Source organism: Clostridium sp. CM042 (assembly GCF_055080995.1).
On record NZ_CM143646.1, the window covers coordinates 3329028 to 3345590 of the forward strand.

Annotated in this window: 18 protein-coding genes and 1 pseudogene; 14 read left to right on the forward strand and 5 right to left on the reverse strand. The window is 31.4% G+C overall.

The window, feature by feature from the left end:
• Positions 1–61: 61 nt before the first annotated feature.
• The 4 genes from ACWJJ7_RS15870 to ACWJJ7_RS15885 all read left to right on the forward strand — a co-directional run bounded on the left by ACWJJ7_RS15870 (position 62) and on the right by ACWJJ7_RS15885 (position 3088).
• Positions 62–712 carry a riboflavin synthase gene (locus ACWJJ7_RS15870; protein ID WP_462962935.1) on the forward strand — a complete coding sequence of 217 codons (651 nt, stop codon included), beginning with the start codon at positions 62–64 and terminating at the stop codon, positions 710–712.
• A gap of 105 nt (positions 713–817) precedes the next feature.
• The gene (locus ACWJJ7_RS15875; protein WP_462962936.1) at positions 818–2026 is read left to right on the forward strand and encodes a bifunctional 3,4-dihydroxy-2-butanone-4-phosphate synthase/GTP cyclohydrolase II; all 1209 of its coding nucleotides are present in this window, start codon (positions 818–820) and stop codon (positions 2024–2026) included.
• Between the two features lie 55 nt (positions 2027–2081).
• Positions 2082–2543, forward strand: coding sequence for a 6,7-dimethyl-8-ribityllumazine synthase (gene ribH / locus ACWJJ7_RS15880; protein ID WP_462962937.1), 462 nt, complete (start codon positions 2082–2084; stop codon positions 2541–2543).
• Between the two features lie 239 nt (positions 2544–2782).
• On the forward strand, positions 2783–3088 hold the full coding sequence (locus ACWJJ7_RS15885; protein WP_462962938.1) for a hypothetical protein: 306 nt from the start codon (positions 2783–2785) through the stop codon (positions 3086–3088).
• 59 nt (positions 3089–3147) lie between these two features.
• Here the strand turns inward: ACWJJ7_RS15885 and ACWJJ7_RS15890 are convergent, their stop codons facing one another.
• Entirely contained in the window at positions 3148–3894 is a 747-nt protein-coding gene (locus ACWJJ7_RS15890) for an HAD-IB family hydrolase (protein WP_462962939.1), read from the reverse strand.
• 35 nt (positions 3895–3929) lie between these two features.
• Positions 3930–4511: a 5-formyltetrahydrofolate cyclo-ligase gene (locus ACWJJ7_RS15895; RefSeq protein ID WP_462962940.1), complete on the reverse strand. Its 582-nt coding sequence runs from the start codon at positions 4509–4511 to the stop codon at positions 3930–3932.
• A 272-nt stretch (positions 4512–4783) separates the two neighbouring features.
• Between ACWJJ7_RS15895 and ACWJJ7_RS15900 the strand changes: the two genes are divergently transcribed.
• The 6 genes from ACWJJ7_RS15900 to ACWJJ7_RS15925 all read left to right on the forward strand — a co-directional run bounded on the left by ACWJJ7_RS15900 (position 4784) and on the right by ACWJJ7_RS15925 (position 9817).
• A complete protein-coding gene (locus tag ACWJJ7_RS15900; protein ID WP_165411693.1) occupies positions 4784–4990 on the forward strand; it encodes a hypothetical protein in 207 nt (68 codons plus the stop codon).
• A gap of 401 nt (positions 4991–5391) precedes the next feature.
• Positions 5392–6321: an FAD:protein FMN transferase gene (locus tag ACWJJ7_RS15905; protein ID WP_462962941.1), complete on the forward strand. Its 930-nt coding sequence runs from the start codon at positions 5392–5394 to the stop codon at positions 6319–6321.
• Entirely contained in the window at positions 6305–6691 is a 387-nt protein-coding gene (locus ACWJJ7_RS15910; RefSeq protein ID WP_462962942.1) for a NusG domain II-containing protein, read from the forward strand. Before ACWJJ7_RS15905 ends, ACWJJ7_RS15910 begins: the two co-directional genes overlap by 17 nt.
• A 24-nt stretch (positions 6692–6715) precedes the next feature.
• Positions 6716–7210 carry a Gx transporter family protein gene (locus ACWJJ7_RS15915; protein WP_462962943.1) on the forward strand — a complete coding sequence of 165 codons (495 nt, stop codon included), beginning with the start codon at positions 6716–6718 and terminating at the stop codon, positions 7208–7210.
• Positions 7211–7479: 269 nt separating this feature from the next.
• Complete coding sequence (locus ACWJJ7_RS15920; protein WP_462962944.1) at positions 7480–8274, forward strand: cell division protein; 795 nt, start codon at positions 7480–7482, stop codon at positions 8272–8274.
• A 100-nt stretch (positions 8275–8374) separates the two neighbouring features.
• Positions 8375–9817 carry an IS4 family transposase gene (locus ACWJJ7_RS15925; RefSeq protein WP_462962131.1) on the forward strand — a complete coding sequence of 481 codons (1443 nt, stop codon included), beginning with the start codon at positions 8375–8377 and terminating at the stop codon, positions 9815–9817.
• 159 nt (positions 9818–9976) lie between these two features.
• On the opposite strand, the pseudogene ACWJJ7_RS15930 reads toward ACWJJ7_RS15925, so the two are convergent.
• Positions 9977–10225, reverse strand: a pseudogene (locus tag ACWJJ7_RS15930) (acetoacetate decarboxylase family protein); the annotation flags it as partial.
• Between the two features lie 131 nt (positions 10226–10356).
• Between ACWJJ7_RS15930 and ACWJJ7_RS15935 the strand changes: the two are divergent.
• Positions 10357–10536, forward strand: a complete 180-nt coding sequence (locus ACWJJ7_RS15935; RefSeq protein WP_462962945.1) for a hypothetical protein — start codon at positions 10357–10359, stop codon at positions 10534–10536.
• Between the two features lie 656 nt (positions 10537–11192).
• Here the strand turns inward: ACWJJ7_RS15935 and ACWJJ7_RS15940 are convergent.
• A complete protein-coding gene (locus tag ACWJJ7_RS15940; protein ID WP_462962946.1) occupies positions 11193–11468 on the reverse strand; it encodes a hypothetical protein in 276 nt (91 codons plus the stop codon).
• A 120-nt stretch (positions 11469–11588) separates the two neighbouring features.
• On the opposite strand from ACWJJ7_RS15940, the gene ACWJJ7_RS15945 reads away from it, so the two are divergent.
• From ACWJJ7_RS15945 to ACWJJ7_RS15955, 3 genes are all read left to right on the forward strand, one after another.
• Positions 11589–12218: a hypothetical protein gene (locus ACWJJ7_RS15945; protein WP_462962947.1), complete on the forward strand. Its 630-nt coding sequence runs from the start codon at positions 11589–11591 to the stop codon at positions 12216–12218.
• A gap of 455 nt (positions 12219–12673) precedes the next feature.
• Positions 12674–14938 (forward strand): peptidoglycan-binding protein, encoded by a 2265-nt coding sequence (locus tag ACWJJ7_RS15950; RefSeq protein WP_462962948.1) that lies wholly within the window; start codon positions 12674–12676, stop codon positions 14936–14938.
• A gap of 13 nt (positions 14939–14951) precedes the next feature.
• The gene (locus ACWJJ7_RS15955) at positions 14952–15548 is read left to right on the forward strand and encodes a hypothetical protein (protein WP_462962949.1); all 597 of its coding nucleotides are present in this window, start codon (positions 14952–14954) and stop codon (positions 15546–15548) included.
• A gap of 500 nt (positions 15549–16048) precedes the next feature.
• Here ACWJJ7_RS15955 and ACWJJ7_RS15960 read toward each other — a convergent pair whose 3' ends face one another.
• Positions 16049–16492, reverse strand: coding sequence for a hypothetical protein (locus ACWJJ7_RS15960; protein ID WP_462962950.1), 444 nt, complete (start codon positions 16490–16492; stop codon positions 16049–16051).
• Between the last annotated feature and the right edge of the window lie 71 nt (positions 16493–16563).

Consider the following 16563-nt stretch of genomic DNA (forward strand, 5'->3'; position numbering starts at 1 on the left):
TATCATCTGATAGTAGTCAATGATGATAATTTATATCGCAACATAGAAAGGAGGTGAATAGATGTTTACAGGGTTAATTGAGGAAATTGGAGAAATAAAGTCTATAGAAAAAGGTGCGAGGTCTGCGAGAATTGCCATAAAAGCTGCAAAGGTTATGTGTGGAATAAAGATTGGTGACAGCGTTAGTACAAATGGAGTGTGCCTTACCGTAACAGAATTTAATAAAAATAGCTTCAGTGTAGATGTAATGGCAGAGACTATAAGAAGTAGTAATTTAGGAAAATTAAAACCTGGTTCTCATGTCAATTTGGAAAGGGCATTAATGGCTAGTGATAGGTTAGGAGGCCATATAGTAAGTGGACATATTGATGGAATAGGAATCATTGTAGAGTTGTGCATCGAAGGAAATGCCACTTGGGTGTCTGTTGAAACTACAAAGGATATATTAAAGTACATTGTACATAAAGGATCAATAGCAATTGACGGTATTAGTTTAACTGTAGCATATGTTGATGAAAACATTTTTAAAGTATCAATTATACCTCATACAAAAGGTGAAACTACTTTAATAAGTAAAAAGATAGGTGACGAGGTTAACCTTGAAAGTGATATGATGGCGAAGTATATTGAAAAACTACTTAAATATGGTGAAACTCCAAAAGAAAAGGAATCTATTGGTATGGATTTTCTCGAGAAAAATGGATTTGTATAGGGCATCAGTCGTAGACACAAGAAATAATATTACATCACCAAAAGTGATGATTATAGCACGAAAGTGATGATTACAGCACGGAAGTGATGATTAAGGGGTGGAAAAATGTATAAATTTAATACTATTGAAGAAGCTTTAGAAGATATTAAAAATGGAAAAATGGTTGTTGTGGTAGATGATGAAGATAGGGAAAATGAAGGAGATTTAATTATAGCAGCCGAGAAAGCTACTCAGGAAAACATAAATTTTATGGCTAAGTATGCACGTGGACTTATATGCATGCCTATAGTTAAAGATAGATTAGATAAGTTAAATATAAATCCAATGGTTGTAAATAATACTGATGTGCATGGAACAGCATTTTCTGTTTCTATTGATGCTGTAACTACCACTACAGGAATATCAGCTGCAGAAAGGGCAACTACTATATTAAAGGTGATAGATCCGGAGGCTTCATCAAAAGATTTCAATAGACCAGGCCATGTATTTCCTCTAGCAGCAAGAGAGGGTGGCGTACTAAATAGGGGTGGTCATACAGAAGCTGCAGTTGATTTAGCAAGACTTGCAGGATTATATCCTGCAGGTGTGATTTGTGAAATTATGAATGAAGATGGATCAATGGCTAGGGTGCCAGAGCTTATGGATTATGTGAAAAAACATGATTTGAAAATGATTACCATAGTAGATTTAATTGCTTATAGAAGAAAAACTGAATGCCTTGTAGAAATGGTTACGGAGGCACAAATGCCAACTAGATATGGAGAATTTATTATCTATGGATTTGTCAATAAGATAAATGGAGAGCATCATGTAGCATTAGTTAAAGGTGATGTAAGAAGTAGTGAATCTGTACTTGTTAGGGTGCACTCTGAATGTCTTACTGGAGATGCACTAGGCTCTATGAGATGTGATTGTGGAGAACAATATGATGCGGCCATGAAAGCAATAGCAAAAGAGAAAAATGGAATTTTGCTTTACATGAGGCAGGAAGGACGCGGAATAGGATTAATTAATAAGCTAAAGGCATATAATCTCCAAGATAAAGGAATGGATACCGCAGAAGCAAATTTAGCTTTAGGTTTCCCCGTAGATATGAGAGATTATGGCATTGGAGCTCAGATATTGGAACTCTTAGGTGCTACAAAGATAAGACTCATGACTAACAATCCTAAAAAAATAACAGGAATTTCAGGCTATGGTATTGACATAGTTGAAAGAGTACCAATAGTGATGAATCATAATGAAAAAGATAAGTTTTATTTGCAAACTAAAAAAGAAAAAATGGGACATATACTTGATTTTAAACAAGTGTAAGTGTTAATCACATTAAAGCAAACAACAAGATATTAAATTAATAGGAGGAATAGAAATGAAAACGTATGAAGGTAAATTAATAGCAGAAGGTTTAAAATTTGGAATTATAGTAGCAAGATTTAATGAATTTATAGGTGGGAAATTATTATCAGGAGCACTAGATGGTTTAAAACGTCACGGCGTTGCAGAAGAAAATATTGAAATTGCATGGGCGCCAGGTGCTTTTGAAATACCTTTAGTTGCAAAGAAAATGGCTAAGTCTGGTAAGTATGATGGTGTGATATGTTTAGGAGCAGTAATAAGAGGCGCTACATCTCATTATGAATATGTGTCTGGTGAGGTAACTAAAGGAATTGCATCTGTATCACTCGAAACAGGAGTTCCAGTTATTTTTGGAGTGCTTACTACTGAGAATATCGAGCAAGCTATTGAAAGAGCGGGTACAAAAGCAGGTAATAAAGGATATGATGCTGCAGTATCTGCAATAGAAATGGCAAATTTATTAAAAGAAATATAGGGAGAAAAGGTATGCAATTTCTCAAGTGTGTCTTCCTGGTAGTCTTACGAGGATTATAGTTGCAAAAGAAGAATTGATAAATAGAATTTAATAGTTTCTACGTTTCTTATTGCAAGTCACTTCGGAGAAATTCCATACTTACTATTTAGTTACTACCTGACACTTGCCTACATGCTTTCAACTTCATCTATACTTATGATATACTATTCTTAAAGATAAGTAGAATGGGGGTAGTCCAAATGGGTATAGGCGATAGTGTATTTACTATTATATTTATTATGATGGGTGCGTCGGCTGTTGTTTCTGGCTTGAATTTTGAGAAGAAGCAAGGTGAAAAATATAAGGGCGAAAATTTAGATGAATATATAAAATTAAATAAGGTTATTCTAATTTCAATGGGAGGAATAATCCTAATTGGTACTTTCCTCGGACAAGGGATACCTTTATTAAAAGATATAATAACAAATATAACAATTGGGATTTTGTTTCTCATATGGATTGTTTATTCGGTAGTATCCAAAAAGAAATTTCCAACCAAAAAATAATAAAGAGAATGGAAGGTTACGGACTTCCATTCTCTTTATTATTTTTTTAGATGAAAATATTATATTTCAATGTGTTCTGGTCTTAGCTTGTAAACCACATCTTTTCTTTCTAGCATTATATTGATTTTTTCTTTTAATTCATCATCGTCTAGAATCATTAGTAATAATTCTTTAGTGGGGTTTATTGTGGTAGGGTTACCAATTAGCTTTAACATGGTGTAATCTCCGGAAGTATCCCCATAAGCATAACTTTGATCCAAATCAATATTATATTTACAAACAAAATTTTCTATGGCAGTTTTCTTACTGACACTATCCCACATAGGAATAATATCACCAGTGTAAATATCATTTTCGTTTAATATATACTTTGTTCCTATATAATCATCAAAACCGTATTTTATAGACATTTCGCGTACAAGTTCAATGGGGCTACCTGAAACGGTAATAATTAAGTGACCCTGACTTTTGTGCCATTTAATTCTATCACGAGTGTATGTGTAAACTCTATCCCCTTTTTGCTTTATAACTTGCTTAGCTATAAACTCGATTTGAGACCTATGAAGTCCAATTATGGCTTCTGTATAAATATCAGCCATTTTAAGAAGGTAATTATCATAATTTCCTATTCGCTTATCCCATTTAAGGTAATAGGGTTTTACTTCTTTGTACCATTTATCATTTTCTATTATTTCACTTTTGATTAATTTTTTAAATACCTCTGTTAATAAACCTTCCCTATAGAGAGTACCATCAATATCAAACAAAGCAGCTATTCTTTTTTTCAAAGGGATCGCCTCCAACATCAGTATAATATAATTGTTTAAAAATTTATAATTGGCTATTCGGGAAATATTATTCTTTTTTCAGTGATTATGAAATCCAATGGCACATCATATTCACCAGTGGGAACTTTATCAACTATTTGATAGTCATAGGCTATGCCTATAGTAGGAGTAAGTTTCGTTTTTTTAGGTAAAAATCTATCATAATAACCAGCACCAAAACCTATCCTATTACAATGTTTATCAAATACTACGCCAGGAACTATAATTAAATCTATATCCTCAATATTAACTTTCTCTAATGAATCATGTTTTGGCTCCATAACACCGAGACTAGATTTAGTAAGATCATTTGTAAGATTATTTATTTTAAAAGGTATTATTTCCCGATTAGATTGTATACAATAGGGTGCAATTACTGTTTTGCCATTATCCAAACACCATTTGGCAAGAGGATATGTATCCACTTCTTTATTGAAACTTAGGTATAACATGATATTTTTGCAGTTTATAAATTCAGGTAACCCCATAATAGTGCCTATAATTTTATTACTAAAATCACTTATATTCTGGATATTCATGTTTTTTCTTTGATGTAGCATATTTTTTCTTAAAATATCTTTAAGATTATCTTCCATAAGTACCCTCCCCTAGAAATTATTTAACTATTATACTATAAAATTTTAATTAGTATAACATATGTTTATCATATATGCAATTTATAGAATTATATATAAGTTTATATTATTTTAGATAACCAATCTTAAGCAAAATAAACACTTTTGTAAGTCTCCAGTAATATATTAATACATTAAAAATTACAAATTGGGAAGTCTATAATTATAATATTAAAGATGCAGGAGTATTAAAAATTACTAGGTATCTTTAAGAAATATAAGGAGGAATATTCATGGACAATTCAAAAATAAGAGAAGTTAATGGAATAGACCACGTTGGAGATGTGCCAAGTGCAAAGAAAGGAATCGTAGATTTTCTTTCAGGTGAGGACAGATATAAAGACTCTATCCCACAGGATAGGCTTAATTCTTACAAAAAAGGTCGTGAAATAGCAGTAGAAATAGAGAATATTTTAAATGGGGATCAAAGGGATTATTAGAATTAAATAAATTTAATATTATTCAAAAATGGGTATAGAGTTTTAAGTCTATACCTTTATTCTTTTTAATGCAGTTTAAATTGATAAAGTTGAAAAATGATTATAGATTTCTGAAAAGTCTGATACTAATCATTATTATATCTGTAATAGTGTTTGTAAAATTACGAAGACATAAAGAACTTTTTACGTGTTTTTATGTATATTCCAAGCAATATAGAGAGGTTATTTTTAAAATATATATGCTATAATGTATATTGTATTTAAAAACAATCTAGGGGTGGTGATGTACCATAAAAGGTTCACGTAAAACATGTCATATACTATTATTATTATTGTCCATTTCAATATTTTTAACATCTTGCAAAGGTAACACAAAACCTGTTGAAAAAGAGACCTACCTGATGGGCACGATTGTTCAATTAAAGGTATATGGTGGAAACGCGGAAAAAGCAAGCGAGAAAGCATTAAAGAGGGTAAGTGATATAGAAGATAAAATGTCTGTTAATATTGAAACTTCTGAAATTACAAAATTAAATGCTAAAGCTGGGATTTCAGGTGAGAAACTTAGTGCCGATACATATTACGTAATAGAAGAAGCTATTAAATATGGTAAATTAACTGGAGGTGACCTTGATGTAACTATAGAACCAATTGTAAAGCTATGGGGTATAGGTACTGACAAGGAGAGAGTTCCATCAAAAAATGAAATTGATGAAAAATTAAAGCTAGTTGATTATAATGATATTATTCTAGATAAAAAAAATTCAACTATCAAGTTAAGGCGAGCGAGTCAAGCTATAGATTTGGGTTCTATAGCAAAGGGATATACGGCTGATGAGATAAAGAAGGTTTTAATAAATAATAAGATTAGCAGTGCGCTTATAAATTTAGGCGGTAATGTTTATGCTGTAGGAAGTAAACCAGACGGAACTAGCTGGAATATAGGAATACAAAATCCACTAGATACGCGTGGACAATACTTAGGAACTGTTAGTTTTACTGATAAATCCGTGGTTACATCAGGTAATTATGAGAGATATTTTATAAAGGATGGTGTGCGTTATCATCATATATTTGATCCTAAGACTGGATATCCAGCAAATAACGGTATTATAAGTACAACTATAGTATCAGATAAATCAATTGATGGAGATGCACTATCTACAAGTACTTATATAATGGGCCTTGAAAAAGGGATTAAATTGATAGAGTCTATTAAAGGTGTAGATGCTATTTTTATTACCGCGGATAAAAAAGTATACGTTACAGCAGGGCTAAAAGATAGTTTTAATCTAACAAACAAGGAGTTTATTTATGAAAAAGGGCGATAAGATAGTTTTCATAATGCTTTTAATTATTGTAGTAATAACTTTAAGTGTAGCTTCGATATACAAAATCGCAATCAAAGGGTCAGAAAACATTGCGGTTATTAAAAGCGCCGGCAAAGTACTTAGAACTATTGATTTAAATAAGGTAAAAGAGCCACAAGAGTTTACTATAAAAACAGAACATGGCCATTATAATACCATACTACTTACTCATGATGGTGTTAAGATGAAAGATTCTGATTGTGCACATAAAGAGTGTGTTAAAAGTGGAAGTATATCAGAGCCAGGTGGGATGATTGTATGTCTACCCAATAAACTTATGATTAGTATTGAAGGAAAAGCAAATAAAGACATTGATGGCGGGACTTTTTAAAATTAAAAAAATGTAGGTGAAAATATGGGAAAGATTAAAAGGATGGTTTTACTCAGTGTGCTAGTTGCAATAGCATTAGTTATTTATTTAATTGAGGCTCAAATTCCAGTACTATTTCCAGGAATAAAATTAGGGCTTGCTAATTCTATATCGTTAGTTGCATTAATAATACTTGGGTGGAAAGAAGCGTTTTTAATAATGATTTTAAGAACATTATTAGGTTCTATTTTTGGAGGAAGCATGTCAGCCTTTATGTTTAGCATTGCAGGTGGATTGCTAAGTAATATAGTAATGGTATTGCTTTACAAGTATCTTAAGAATTTCTTAAGTATACCTACAATAAGCGTTTGTGGATCTATTTTTCACAATGTAGGTCAGCTACTGGTAGCTGCTTTTATAATTAATGATTTAAGAATATACGTGTATTTACCGGTTTTATTAATTTCAGCTATTGTTACAGGGTATTTTATTGGAATCCTATCTAGCATTTTAAAAAGCAGATTAGAAAAAATATTATAAAAAGGATAGAAAATTTCTCCTGTGTGCCTTGAAATAAGAGTTTGAAACGTGAAATTCTATTAAGAAATTCTAATGTTTCTGCACTTCTTATTTCAAGTCACTTCCGGAGAAATTTCCTATCCTCTTATTATGCCTCGAAGGGGGAGAACACTTTTTCACAATATTATAAGTTTCATAAATCATAATTCTACGATAGTTAAACAATTGTAAGATATTGTTCATCAATATAAAATTCAAAATTAATATTTGTTTTTTAAGGAGATTTAAAGATGAAAAGATTGAGGTTACTGAATTCTATACCACTATTGATAGCAGCCCCATCAATAGTTATTGGTGTAATAGCGATGTACACCAATAAAGTTCCAATCTATATTTTCGGACAAAATATTTTTTGCTTAGTAATAGCAGGATTAATTTCTTATTTTATAATATCAAAAGAATCTAAAGTAAAAAAGAATACAAGTACTATTTCTATTCTAATAGCGGTAATGTTTTTATTTTTAACTTTTATTAATTCAGGAATAGGGGGAGTTCATAGGTGGGTATCTATTGGACCAATTAAGTTTTATGTTGCAGTTATCGTATTACCTATTATAATGATAGACTTATGGAGGGCATTACAAATCAAAAATTGGTGGTTTTCAGCCGCTATTACAATAGTTATATCAATATTACTTGTTCTACAGCCCGATGCTTCTATGTTAACTGCATTTGCTATTCCAATGATAATATTGTTATGGAGTAAGACTAATAATAATATTTTTCGTTCTTGTGTTGTAGCGTTACTTTTTGTTTTGATTATTTTTTCGTGGATGTTTTTAGATAGATTACCAACTGTATCCTACGTTGAAGGAATAGTTAGTTTGGTAGCAAATATGGGAATAATATGGCTTAATTTAGGGGTTATTTCTCTTGCAATATTGCCATTGCCATTTATATTTTTTTCACCAAAGAAATATAAACTATTATCAGTAAGTATTGGTATTTATTTTATAATTATTTTGATTTCTACTCTATTTGGGAATTTTCCAGTTCCATTGATGGGATATGGAGTTTCCCCATAGCCATCAAGCTAAGAGAATTCTATAAAAATAAAACCCCCCATTTGTAAAAATGTTATCATTTAAAAGATAATAAAAACACATCAATGGGGGTAATTTACAAATGATAGAAGAAAACTTAAAATTGGATAAAGATATGAAACATTTTGCAGCTGAAATTAAAAGATGTTTTTCAAAAGAGGAGATTGAAGAAATTGCGAGAGAAACAGGTTTTGTGAAAAGAAAAGGTAAGATTTGCGCATGGGAATTCATTTGCTTATGCTGTTTTATGGATGCAGAGGTTGCGAATAATACACTTGTTACCTTATGTACAAAACTTAGTGCAAAAATAGGAATAATTATTTCTAATCAAGCATTAGATCAACGTTTAAATGAAAAATGTGTTGAATTTTTAAAGAAGATTTTTGAGAATCTGTTGCTCCAAACAATAACGAATAATACTTGTATACCAAGTGTATGGGATGAACATTACAAACGAATAAGAATACTTGATTCTACTGCTTTTCAAGTACCGGAAAGCTATAAAGATATTTATCCTGGGTCTGGCGGCTGCTCTCAAGCTTCAGGTGTAAAAATACAACTAGAATATGAATTGAAATCTGGAAATCTTCTTAATGTACAAGTAGGAGCTGGTTCGGGAAGTGACAATACTTTTGGGAGCAAAATAAGAGATACTATCAAATCTGGTGATCTTATTTTAAGAGATCTTGGATACTTCAATTTTGAAGATTTTTTGGATATAGAAGATAGAGAAGCATTTTACATATCAAGACTCAAACCTAATATAGCAGTATATATAGAAAATAAGGATATAGAGTACTATAAGAATGGTTCCCCTAAAAAATCAAGCTTTTTTAAAAGAATCTACATTTCTGACATAATGAAACAGATGGGCGAGGGTGACCGTTATGAAATTAAGGATGTCTATGTAGGTAAGGAAAAGACGCTAAAAACAAGGCTTATTTTATATAAACTAACAAATGATCAATTAAAAAAAAGAACAGAAAAGTCTGTGAAGAATGCTAAAAAGAAGGGCATAGAAAAAAGTGATAATACTATTGAATTATTAGGAATATCTATTTATATAACCAATATTACAGAAGAAGTTTTAAGCGCAAAACAGGTTCATGAGTTTTACAGCTTAAGATGGCAGGTGGAAATAATTTTTAAAACGTGGAAATCCATATTTAGTATACATGTTGTAAAGTTAGTTAAAATAGAACGGTTTCAATGTCAGCTTTATGGAAAACTTATTTTGCTACTCATAAGTTCTGCTGTAATGTTTAAAATGAGGACTTTAGCATTAGAAAATAAAGGCCTTGAAGCCAGTGAAATTAAGACTTGTGAAATAGTTCATGAATATATTGATAGTCTATATTTTGAGTTTATCAAATTCCCTAATAAAGTTTTTAATACCTTAAAATTAATATTTGAAAATGTAGTTAGGAATGGTCTGAAATCTCATAAAAAGGATAAGAAAACTGTTTTTGATATTCTTGGAGTTTGTTATAAATTAACATCATCGCAGGCTAAAGTTGCAGCATAAACCAATTTAACAAAATTGCGAATATTCCCACTATATAGTGGTTTTTTTGGCGTGCCATGAAATTATTTGAATACTAGTATGCACTTAAAATACACCATTTAAATTCACAAATGAAAAATTAATGGTAAAATATTGTAGTTGGTGATAATCCAATATTATTTAATGTGGCTTAGCTTGATGGCTATGTTGCCGTACCCCGGTTAAGCTCGTAAGAAGATGAGAACAGGATACTATTTCTTTTACAGGTAGGTCATTAAATGGCGCCATAGCATGATCGAATAATTGTAATCTTGCAGTACCAGTCCATGCCTCATGTATAGTAATCTCCGTAATTTGTGTAGATATGAGCTCGGAAATTCTTTGAGTTCCATCATAATTAGGTACAATTTTTAGCATAAAATTAGGACGGCTGTACGTGTACGTCTATGTGAATGTTTGCGGTGACGTGTACGTGCCTGTTACCGTTTAAAATGATAGTGGATAAAGATAAAAACAAGATAAGTAATTTATTAAAATGTAACTGAAATTATTAATATAACATGAGAAGAAATTGCTCACGTTCTATTGATGTGAGCAATTTTCTCTTTTATAATATAGCTTCAGATTATTTAATAGCATTAGAAAAAGAAGGATTTCTATCATCTCAAATGGTTGGTAAGGAAAAGATTTATCTTAACAAGAGGTTATTTGAAATTGTAAAAGGATCAAATGTACAGTGAGGTATAATCAGTAATGGAGCAGAATTCAGTAGCGCCCATAAACCCGTGAGACTTGACCCTAGAAAAGACCCCGGAGAACTATCCCAGCAAATACCACTTGTGGTAAAAACCTTAGGTAACTACATAATAAAGCTCGTGTTTTCATTAAAATAGCTATTTTAAAATTTAAATATAAACCTAAAATTTACGATTAGCTATTTTATGAGAAAATCGTTAGCTGGTTCATAAAACCTCTACACCTGAGAGAACTACTAAACCATCTTTATATCAAAGGGAAGTAAAAAAGGTTGGACTATGAAAAATCAGTATACTTAGTATAGTAAATATACTAGTCATAGGAATAAAGTAAGCCTCTAATAATTATTATAAACTAACTTTAAACTTAATTTAAAATAACGTTTAACGACATTTCAAAAGGAAAGTCTCCCACTTCTATAAGTGGGGATCCCATACTGTAACAAAGAGAAAACTTTAGTGGGAGTATAAATCTCCTTTTGAAGTCGTTAATATTTCAGCACCGCAGGTGATGATTTAATAAAGATATAAGATTAATCTTTTAGTATTAATTAAGTTTAAATCATAGCTAAGGACATTGTACCTATCAAAAATGCAGATTGGATCTATGTCAATATCTTAGACATAAAAAGTCGAACTTTTTATGAAGCCTTTTTAGCCAAATCTTCACTCTGTTGAGGAGTGATATATCCAATGCAAGCATTATCATATGGGCAACCCTTGGCACTAAATGAGTGTTTAATAATTTTAGTGCTTTCTATATATTCTTTAAAATCGGAGCTTGTATATCGGAATACTAAATCACTATGAAGTATTAGATATTTAGTTGGCTTTTGTAGCTGGTTACTATTTTTGACAGCCTGTAGAGCTAATGTAGTGTCTACAATATTATAGGCGTACTCAGTACCGGCTTGCATGATGATGTATGTTTATTTTTAATATTTCAATAATTACCACAATCCGACAAAAAAAATGAAAATTATGATGTATAATATGTTTGTCCACAAAAATATTAAATTATTAGGAGGAATTAGCATATGAAAAATAAACTTAAAAAGGGTATGGCAATGATACTAACATTGGTACTAACATTGGGGTTAGGTATAGTAAATACTAAACAAGCGAGTGCAGCATCAATAACAATAGATGGAATAGCCCCATCAAAGATTTTGGTTAATACATCTAAAACCTTTTCTGTGACAGGATCTGGACTTGATTTAGTAGATCATATTAAAGTACAAGACCATTATTATTCAATATATGAATGTGTAATAATATATCAAGATGCAGATGTAATTAATGTAAAAATACCTGGAATTAGAAACTATGGGTTAGCTACACTTAATTTATATGATGCTAGTGATAATTTATTAACAAGTTCTTCATTCGATGTAACAAGTGGTATAACAATAACATCTTGCCCAACAACTGTTACTAGGGGAACAAATTTTACAATAGGTGGAACAAACTTAAATAGTAATTTAAGTTTTAGACTACTAACTAGTAACTATGATTGGGTAGGAGATGCAACTACAATTGGAACGCCTACATCTACATCAAGAGTATTAAATATATCAAATAGCTTACCTCAAGGAACGTATAAATTAGCTATGTATGATGCACCTACAGGATATCAAATAAGCGAAAATACAATAATAGTTAAATAATAAGGGGCTAGAAATAGCCCTTTTTTAATTAAATTACTACTTTAATAACATAACATTTTAACTATATATTTTCTGTTGCCGCTTTGCTTATCGAACCGAAAATAATTTATTTTAAAATATGATTTAACTAATTATTATGAATGAATATGATTTTAAGAGTATAGACCTTGTATATAAACATGTAACTACCACTTCTATAACTGGTAGTTACATGCCCTAACAAATAAAAAATTTCAGTGGGAGTCTAAACCTCCTTCTGAAGTCATTGATATTGCAGGTCCTCAGGAAATTATTTAATATAGTTTAAAACAATAAAAACTCTAAGGAAATATTAATCCTTAGAGTTTTTTATTTTTATAAAAACAACATGCAGGTTTACAATTTACTAATTAAAGTCTTCTTAATATACGTAAATGTTAAATTTACAAATATAAAAATAAAAAGGAGACTTTAATATGTTATTGAGAATGGGTAGCACAGGAGATTTAGTAATAGAATTACAAAAGGCGCTTATAGCAAAAGGTTACAATTGTGGTTCATACGGAGCAGATGGAACTTTTGGACAAGGCACTTATGATGCAGTTGTTAAATTACAAAACGATCATGGATTATCAGCAGACGGTATAGTTGGTCCTGATGTTTGGAATGCTTTAGGTAATTCTACAACAGGAGGTTCTAGTTCAACTTTATTGAGAATGGGCAGCACAGGAGATTCAGTAACAAGGTTACAAAGTGCGCTTATAGCAAAAGGTTACAATTGTGGTTCATACGGAGCAGATGGAACTTTTGGACAAGGTACTTATGATGCAGTTATTAAGTTACAAAATGATCATGGATTATCTGCAGACGGTATCGCAGGTCCTGATGTTTGGAATGCTTTAGGTAATTCTACAACAGGAGGTTCTAGTTCAACTTTATTGAGAATGGGCAGCACAGGAGATTCAGTAACAAGGTTACAAAGTGCGCTTATAGCAAAAGGTTACAATTGTGGTTCATACGGAGCAGATGGAACTTTTGGACAAGGTACTTATGATGCAGTTATTAAGTTACAAAATGATCATGGATTATCTGCAGACGGTATCGCAGGTCCTGATGTTTGGAATGCTTTAGGTAATGGAGGCTCTAGTTCTAGTTCAACTTTATTGAGAATGGGTAGCACTGGAGATTCAGTAACAAGGTTACAAAGTGCGCTTATAGCGAAAGGTTACAATTGTGGTTCATACGGAGCAGATGGAACCTTTGGACAAGGTACTTATAATGCAGTTGTTAAATTACAAAACGATCATGGATTATCTGCAGACGGTATTGCAGGTCCTGATGTTTGGAATGCTTTAGGTAATTCTACAACAGGAGGTTCTAGTTCAACTTTATTGAGAATGGGCAGCACAGGAGATTCAGTAACAAGGTTACAAAGTGCGCTTATAGCAAAAGGTTACAATTGTGGTTCATACGGAGCAGATGGAACTTTTGGACAAGGTACTTATAATGCAGTTATTAAGTTACAAAATGATCACGGATTATCTGCAGACGGTATTGCAGGACCAGATGTTTGGAATGCTTTAGGTAATGGAGGTTCTGACTCTAGTTCTGGTTCATGTTTTGTACCAGGAGCACCTGGAATTAATAAATTTATTGCGGTTGCAAAGCAAGAATTGTCAAAAGGATTTAGTGAACATATTATATCTAGTAATGGAGAAGGTGACAATATGACTCCATATGGTGCATGGTATGGAATGAATGGCGAACCTTGGTGTGCTATGTTTGTATCTTGGTGTGCAAATCAAGCAGGAATACTTGGAAATGTCGTACCTATGTATGCTTATTGTCCTTATGGTAAAAACTGGTATGCCGACAAAGGAAGGTACCGTTTTCCAATAATGGGCTATACACCAAAGGAGGGCGATGTAGTATTTTACCAGTCAAATGGTGTAAGTTGTCATACTGGTATTGTTATAGGTTGTAATGCAAGTACACATATGATAACTACAATAGAAGGAAATGAAGCACAAGCTGTTCGCAAAGTAGAACGTTCTTATTTAAACAATTCCTATGTAGACGGATTTGGAGATAATGGAGGCCCAACTGCTACTATAAAACCTACTCCTATGCCAGACATAACGAGTAATGCTGAATATGATAAAGCAAAAGTTAAGCTATGGGATGTAGTTTATCAACAGTACCCAGCAGCACGCATAAGATTCAATCAAAAAAATAAAATTGAAGATGTTCTAAAAGACTATAAGGATGAAATAAATAAAGCGGCTAAAAAATATGGTGTTCCTCCTGCATTAATAGCTGGTATAATTGTTAAAGAACAAATTACACAATCTATTCCTGATGAAGTCGCGCTAATAGATTCTGTCATTAGAGAGAACCTACATTCTACGGGGTTAGGAGCTATTTTCGCATCGACAGCACAAAAGGCTTGGTACACTGTTGATCCTCGTGTGGCTTATATAAATAGTATGGATCATTCTGCTATTGAAATCGAATTAATTCTTGCATCTAATAATATAATTAGTATTAATACAATTGCTGTTGTGTTAACATATTATGCAAGGGAAAAATATATTACAAAGGATACATCAAGTCTAACAATGGAGCAATGGAGGATTGTGGTTGGAAGATATAACGCTAATTATGATAATCCTAACGCTCAAAAAAAATATTCGAATAATGTTTATGGTTATCTAGACTCATTAAATACAATGTTAAAGTAAGGAGGAAAGTATATTGAGGTTAAAGGTAATATCGATTATTACTATAATAGTTTCTGTTTCGTTAATTTTTGGAACAATTTATTATGTGAAAAGTGGTCCTAAAATTATTAACGAAAGTATTCCTGATAATAAATTTTCGGCAAAGGAACTTGTAAAAATATCAAAAATATATGTAGATAAGTTCTGGAGTAAAAAAAACTATCATATTAGTAAAATAAATATGGAATTGGATAAAGATCAGCGGGGTAACGTTGAAATATGGTACGAGGATGATAATGAAAATAAAAATGGTGTGCCTAATATAATAACAGTAGAAATAAATACTAAAAGCAAGAAAATTCTTAAAATAGCTACTCAACCCAGAGACTCAAAAATTGCAACTGGTGATGACCTAAATATTGAAAAATGGTCTATAGATAGTAATGAGGCAATTAACATAGCAAAAGAAAGGTTTAAGAGCAAAGGTAACTTTGAACTCGCTTATATTTCAGGTGAAAAGCAGTGCAACACCGGTAAAGAAACATGGGATATTATTCTTTGGAATGAAGTGGTATGTCATATTAAAATTGACGTTTATACAGGGGAAATTTACACAAGTGAGGAACAATAAATACAAAAGTTATATTAGTATTATGTAACATTCAATTTATGCTTTTAATATAAAATATTCAAAATCATTGTTAAATAAGGGGTAGTGCTCGCAATTTGTGCAAAAGTCCCATTAATAAAAAACAGTTACCATAAATTCAATTTAATTGAAAAAGGAATTCAAATATATAACACCCTTCATAAATAATAAAATAACTAGTGTAATTTTTAAAATTACACTAGTTATTTTATTTGAAGTTGGATTTTACAATTTTAAATCCCCTCTCCCCTATATCAATTAATAACGTTTATGATTTGTCATTGACATTGAGCCTCTATGTATATATTTTTCTGACATAAAGAAACTACCATAAATAATGTGATAGCCATGTATATAGGCTATCATATAAGTCCTCAATTACTTTTATGTTATATTCAGAATAGTAATATAGCAAAAACCCATATCTATAATTGATATGGGTTTTACTTACGACGACCTGTATGAGACTGTGAACTATTTTTTTATTGCTTATAATCATCTTTCATTCGGACATCATAAGCTACTCGGAGTACAGTGCCAATTATACTTGCCATTACTACACTTATATACACGCACGCTATCATCCCTAGACCCAAAAGCCCAGCGCCAAAATCATTTGGATGGGTATGAGTGTTGAAAAAATTTGGTACTTCAAATGTGATTTTAGGAGAATAAACTAAATAATAAGGAACAGAAATTAATGGTATATTTATCCAATTTGCTTTTAAAAAAAATGTTATTATAATTATATAAAATAATGTTAATAAACTAATCCCCAACACTAGTATTATACCATTCTTAAACATCAAATCGCATTGTAAATATACTCCTCCAGTAATAGCAAAAATAATACTTATTATTTGAGTTATAATAATCTGTTTTAAAACTTTTGAAATATTTCTTTTAATATAATTCACCTTCTTCATTTAATACTTCAGCTGCGCAGGAGATGATTTAACAATCACTTTGCCAGTCGTATCAATAAATTTTGCTGTAG

Excerpts from the sequence above, each read along its gene's own strand:
- ACWJJ7_RS15925 (WP_462962131.1), top strand. The coding sequence starts at position 8,375 with ATGATAGAAGAAAACTTAAAATTGGATAAAGATATGAAACATTTTGCA.
- ACWJJ7_RS15875 (WP_462962936.1), top strand. The coding sequence starts at position 818 with ATGTATAAATTTAATACTATTGAAGAAGCTTTAGAAGATATTAAAAAT.
- ACWJJ7_RS15945 (WP_462962947.1), top strand. The coding sequence starts at position 11,589 with ATGAAAAATAAACTTAAAAAGGGTATGGCAATGATACTAACATTGGTA.
- ACWJJ7_RS15920 (WP_462962944.1), top strand. The coding sequence starts at position 7,480 with ATGAAAAGATTGAGGTTACTGAATTCTATACCACTATTGATAGCAGCC.
- ACWJJ7_RS15935 (WP_462962945.1), top strand. The coding sequence starts at position 10,357 with ATGAGAAGAAATTGCTCACGTTCTATTGATGTGAGCAATTTTCTCTTT.
- ACWJJ7_RS15900 (WP_165411693.1), top strand. The coding sequence starts at position 4,784 with ATGGACAATTCAAAAATAAGAGAAGTTAATGGAATAGACCACGTTGGA.
- ACWJJ7_RS15890 (WP_462962939.1), bottom strand. The coding sequence starts at position 3,894 with ATGTTGGAGGCGATCCCTTTGAAAAAAAGAATAGCTGCTTTGTTTGAT.
- ACWJJ7_RS15895 (WP_462962940.1), bottom strand. The coding sequence starts at position 4,511 with ATGGAAGATAATCTTAAAGATATTTTAAGAAAAAATATGCTACATCAA.
- ACWJJ7_RS15960 (WP_462962950.1), bottom strand. The coding sequence starts at position 16,492 with ATGAAGAAGGTGAATTATATTAAAAGAAATATTTCAAAAGTTTTAAAA.
- ribH (WP_462962937.1), top strand. The coding sequence starts at position 2,082 with ATGAAAACGTATGAAGGTAAATTAATAGCAGAAGGTTTAAAATTTGGA.
- ACWJJ7_RS15910 (WP_462962942.1), top strand. The coding sequence starts at position 6,305 with ATGAAAAAGGGCGATAAGATAGTTTTCATAATGCTTTTAATTATTGTA.
- ACWJJ7_RS15940 (WP_462962946.1), bottom strand. The coding sequence starts at position 11,468 with ATGCAAGCCGGTACTGAGTACGCCTATAATATTGTAGACACTACATTA.
- ACWJJ7_RS15915 (WP_462962943.1), top strand. The coding sequence starts at position 6,716 with ATGGGAAAGATTAAAAGGATGGTTTTACTCAGTGTGCTAGTTGCAATA.
- ACWJJ7_RS15905 (WP_462962941.1), top strand. The coding sequence starts at position 5,392 with ATGGGCACGATTGTTCAATTAAAGGTATATGGTGGAAACGCGGAAAAA.
- ACWJJ7_RS15950 (WP_462962948.1), top strand. The coding sequence starts at position 12,674 with ATGTTATTGAGAATGGGTAGCACAGGAGATTTAGTAATAGAATTACAA.
- ACWJJ7_RS15885 (WP_462962938.1), top strand. The coding sequence starts at position 2,783 with ATGGGTATAGGCGATAGTGTATTTACTATTATATTTATTATGATGGGT.
- ACWJJ7_RS15870 (WP_462962935.1), top strand. The coding sequence starts at position 62 with ATGTTTACAGGGTTAATTGAGGAAATTGGAGAAATAAAGTCTATAGAA.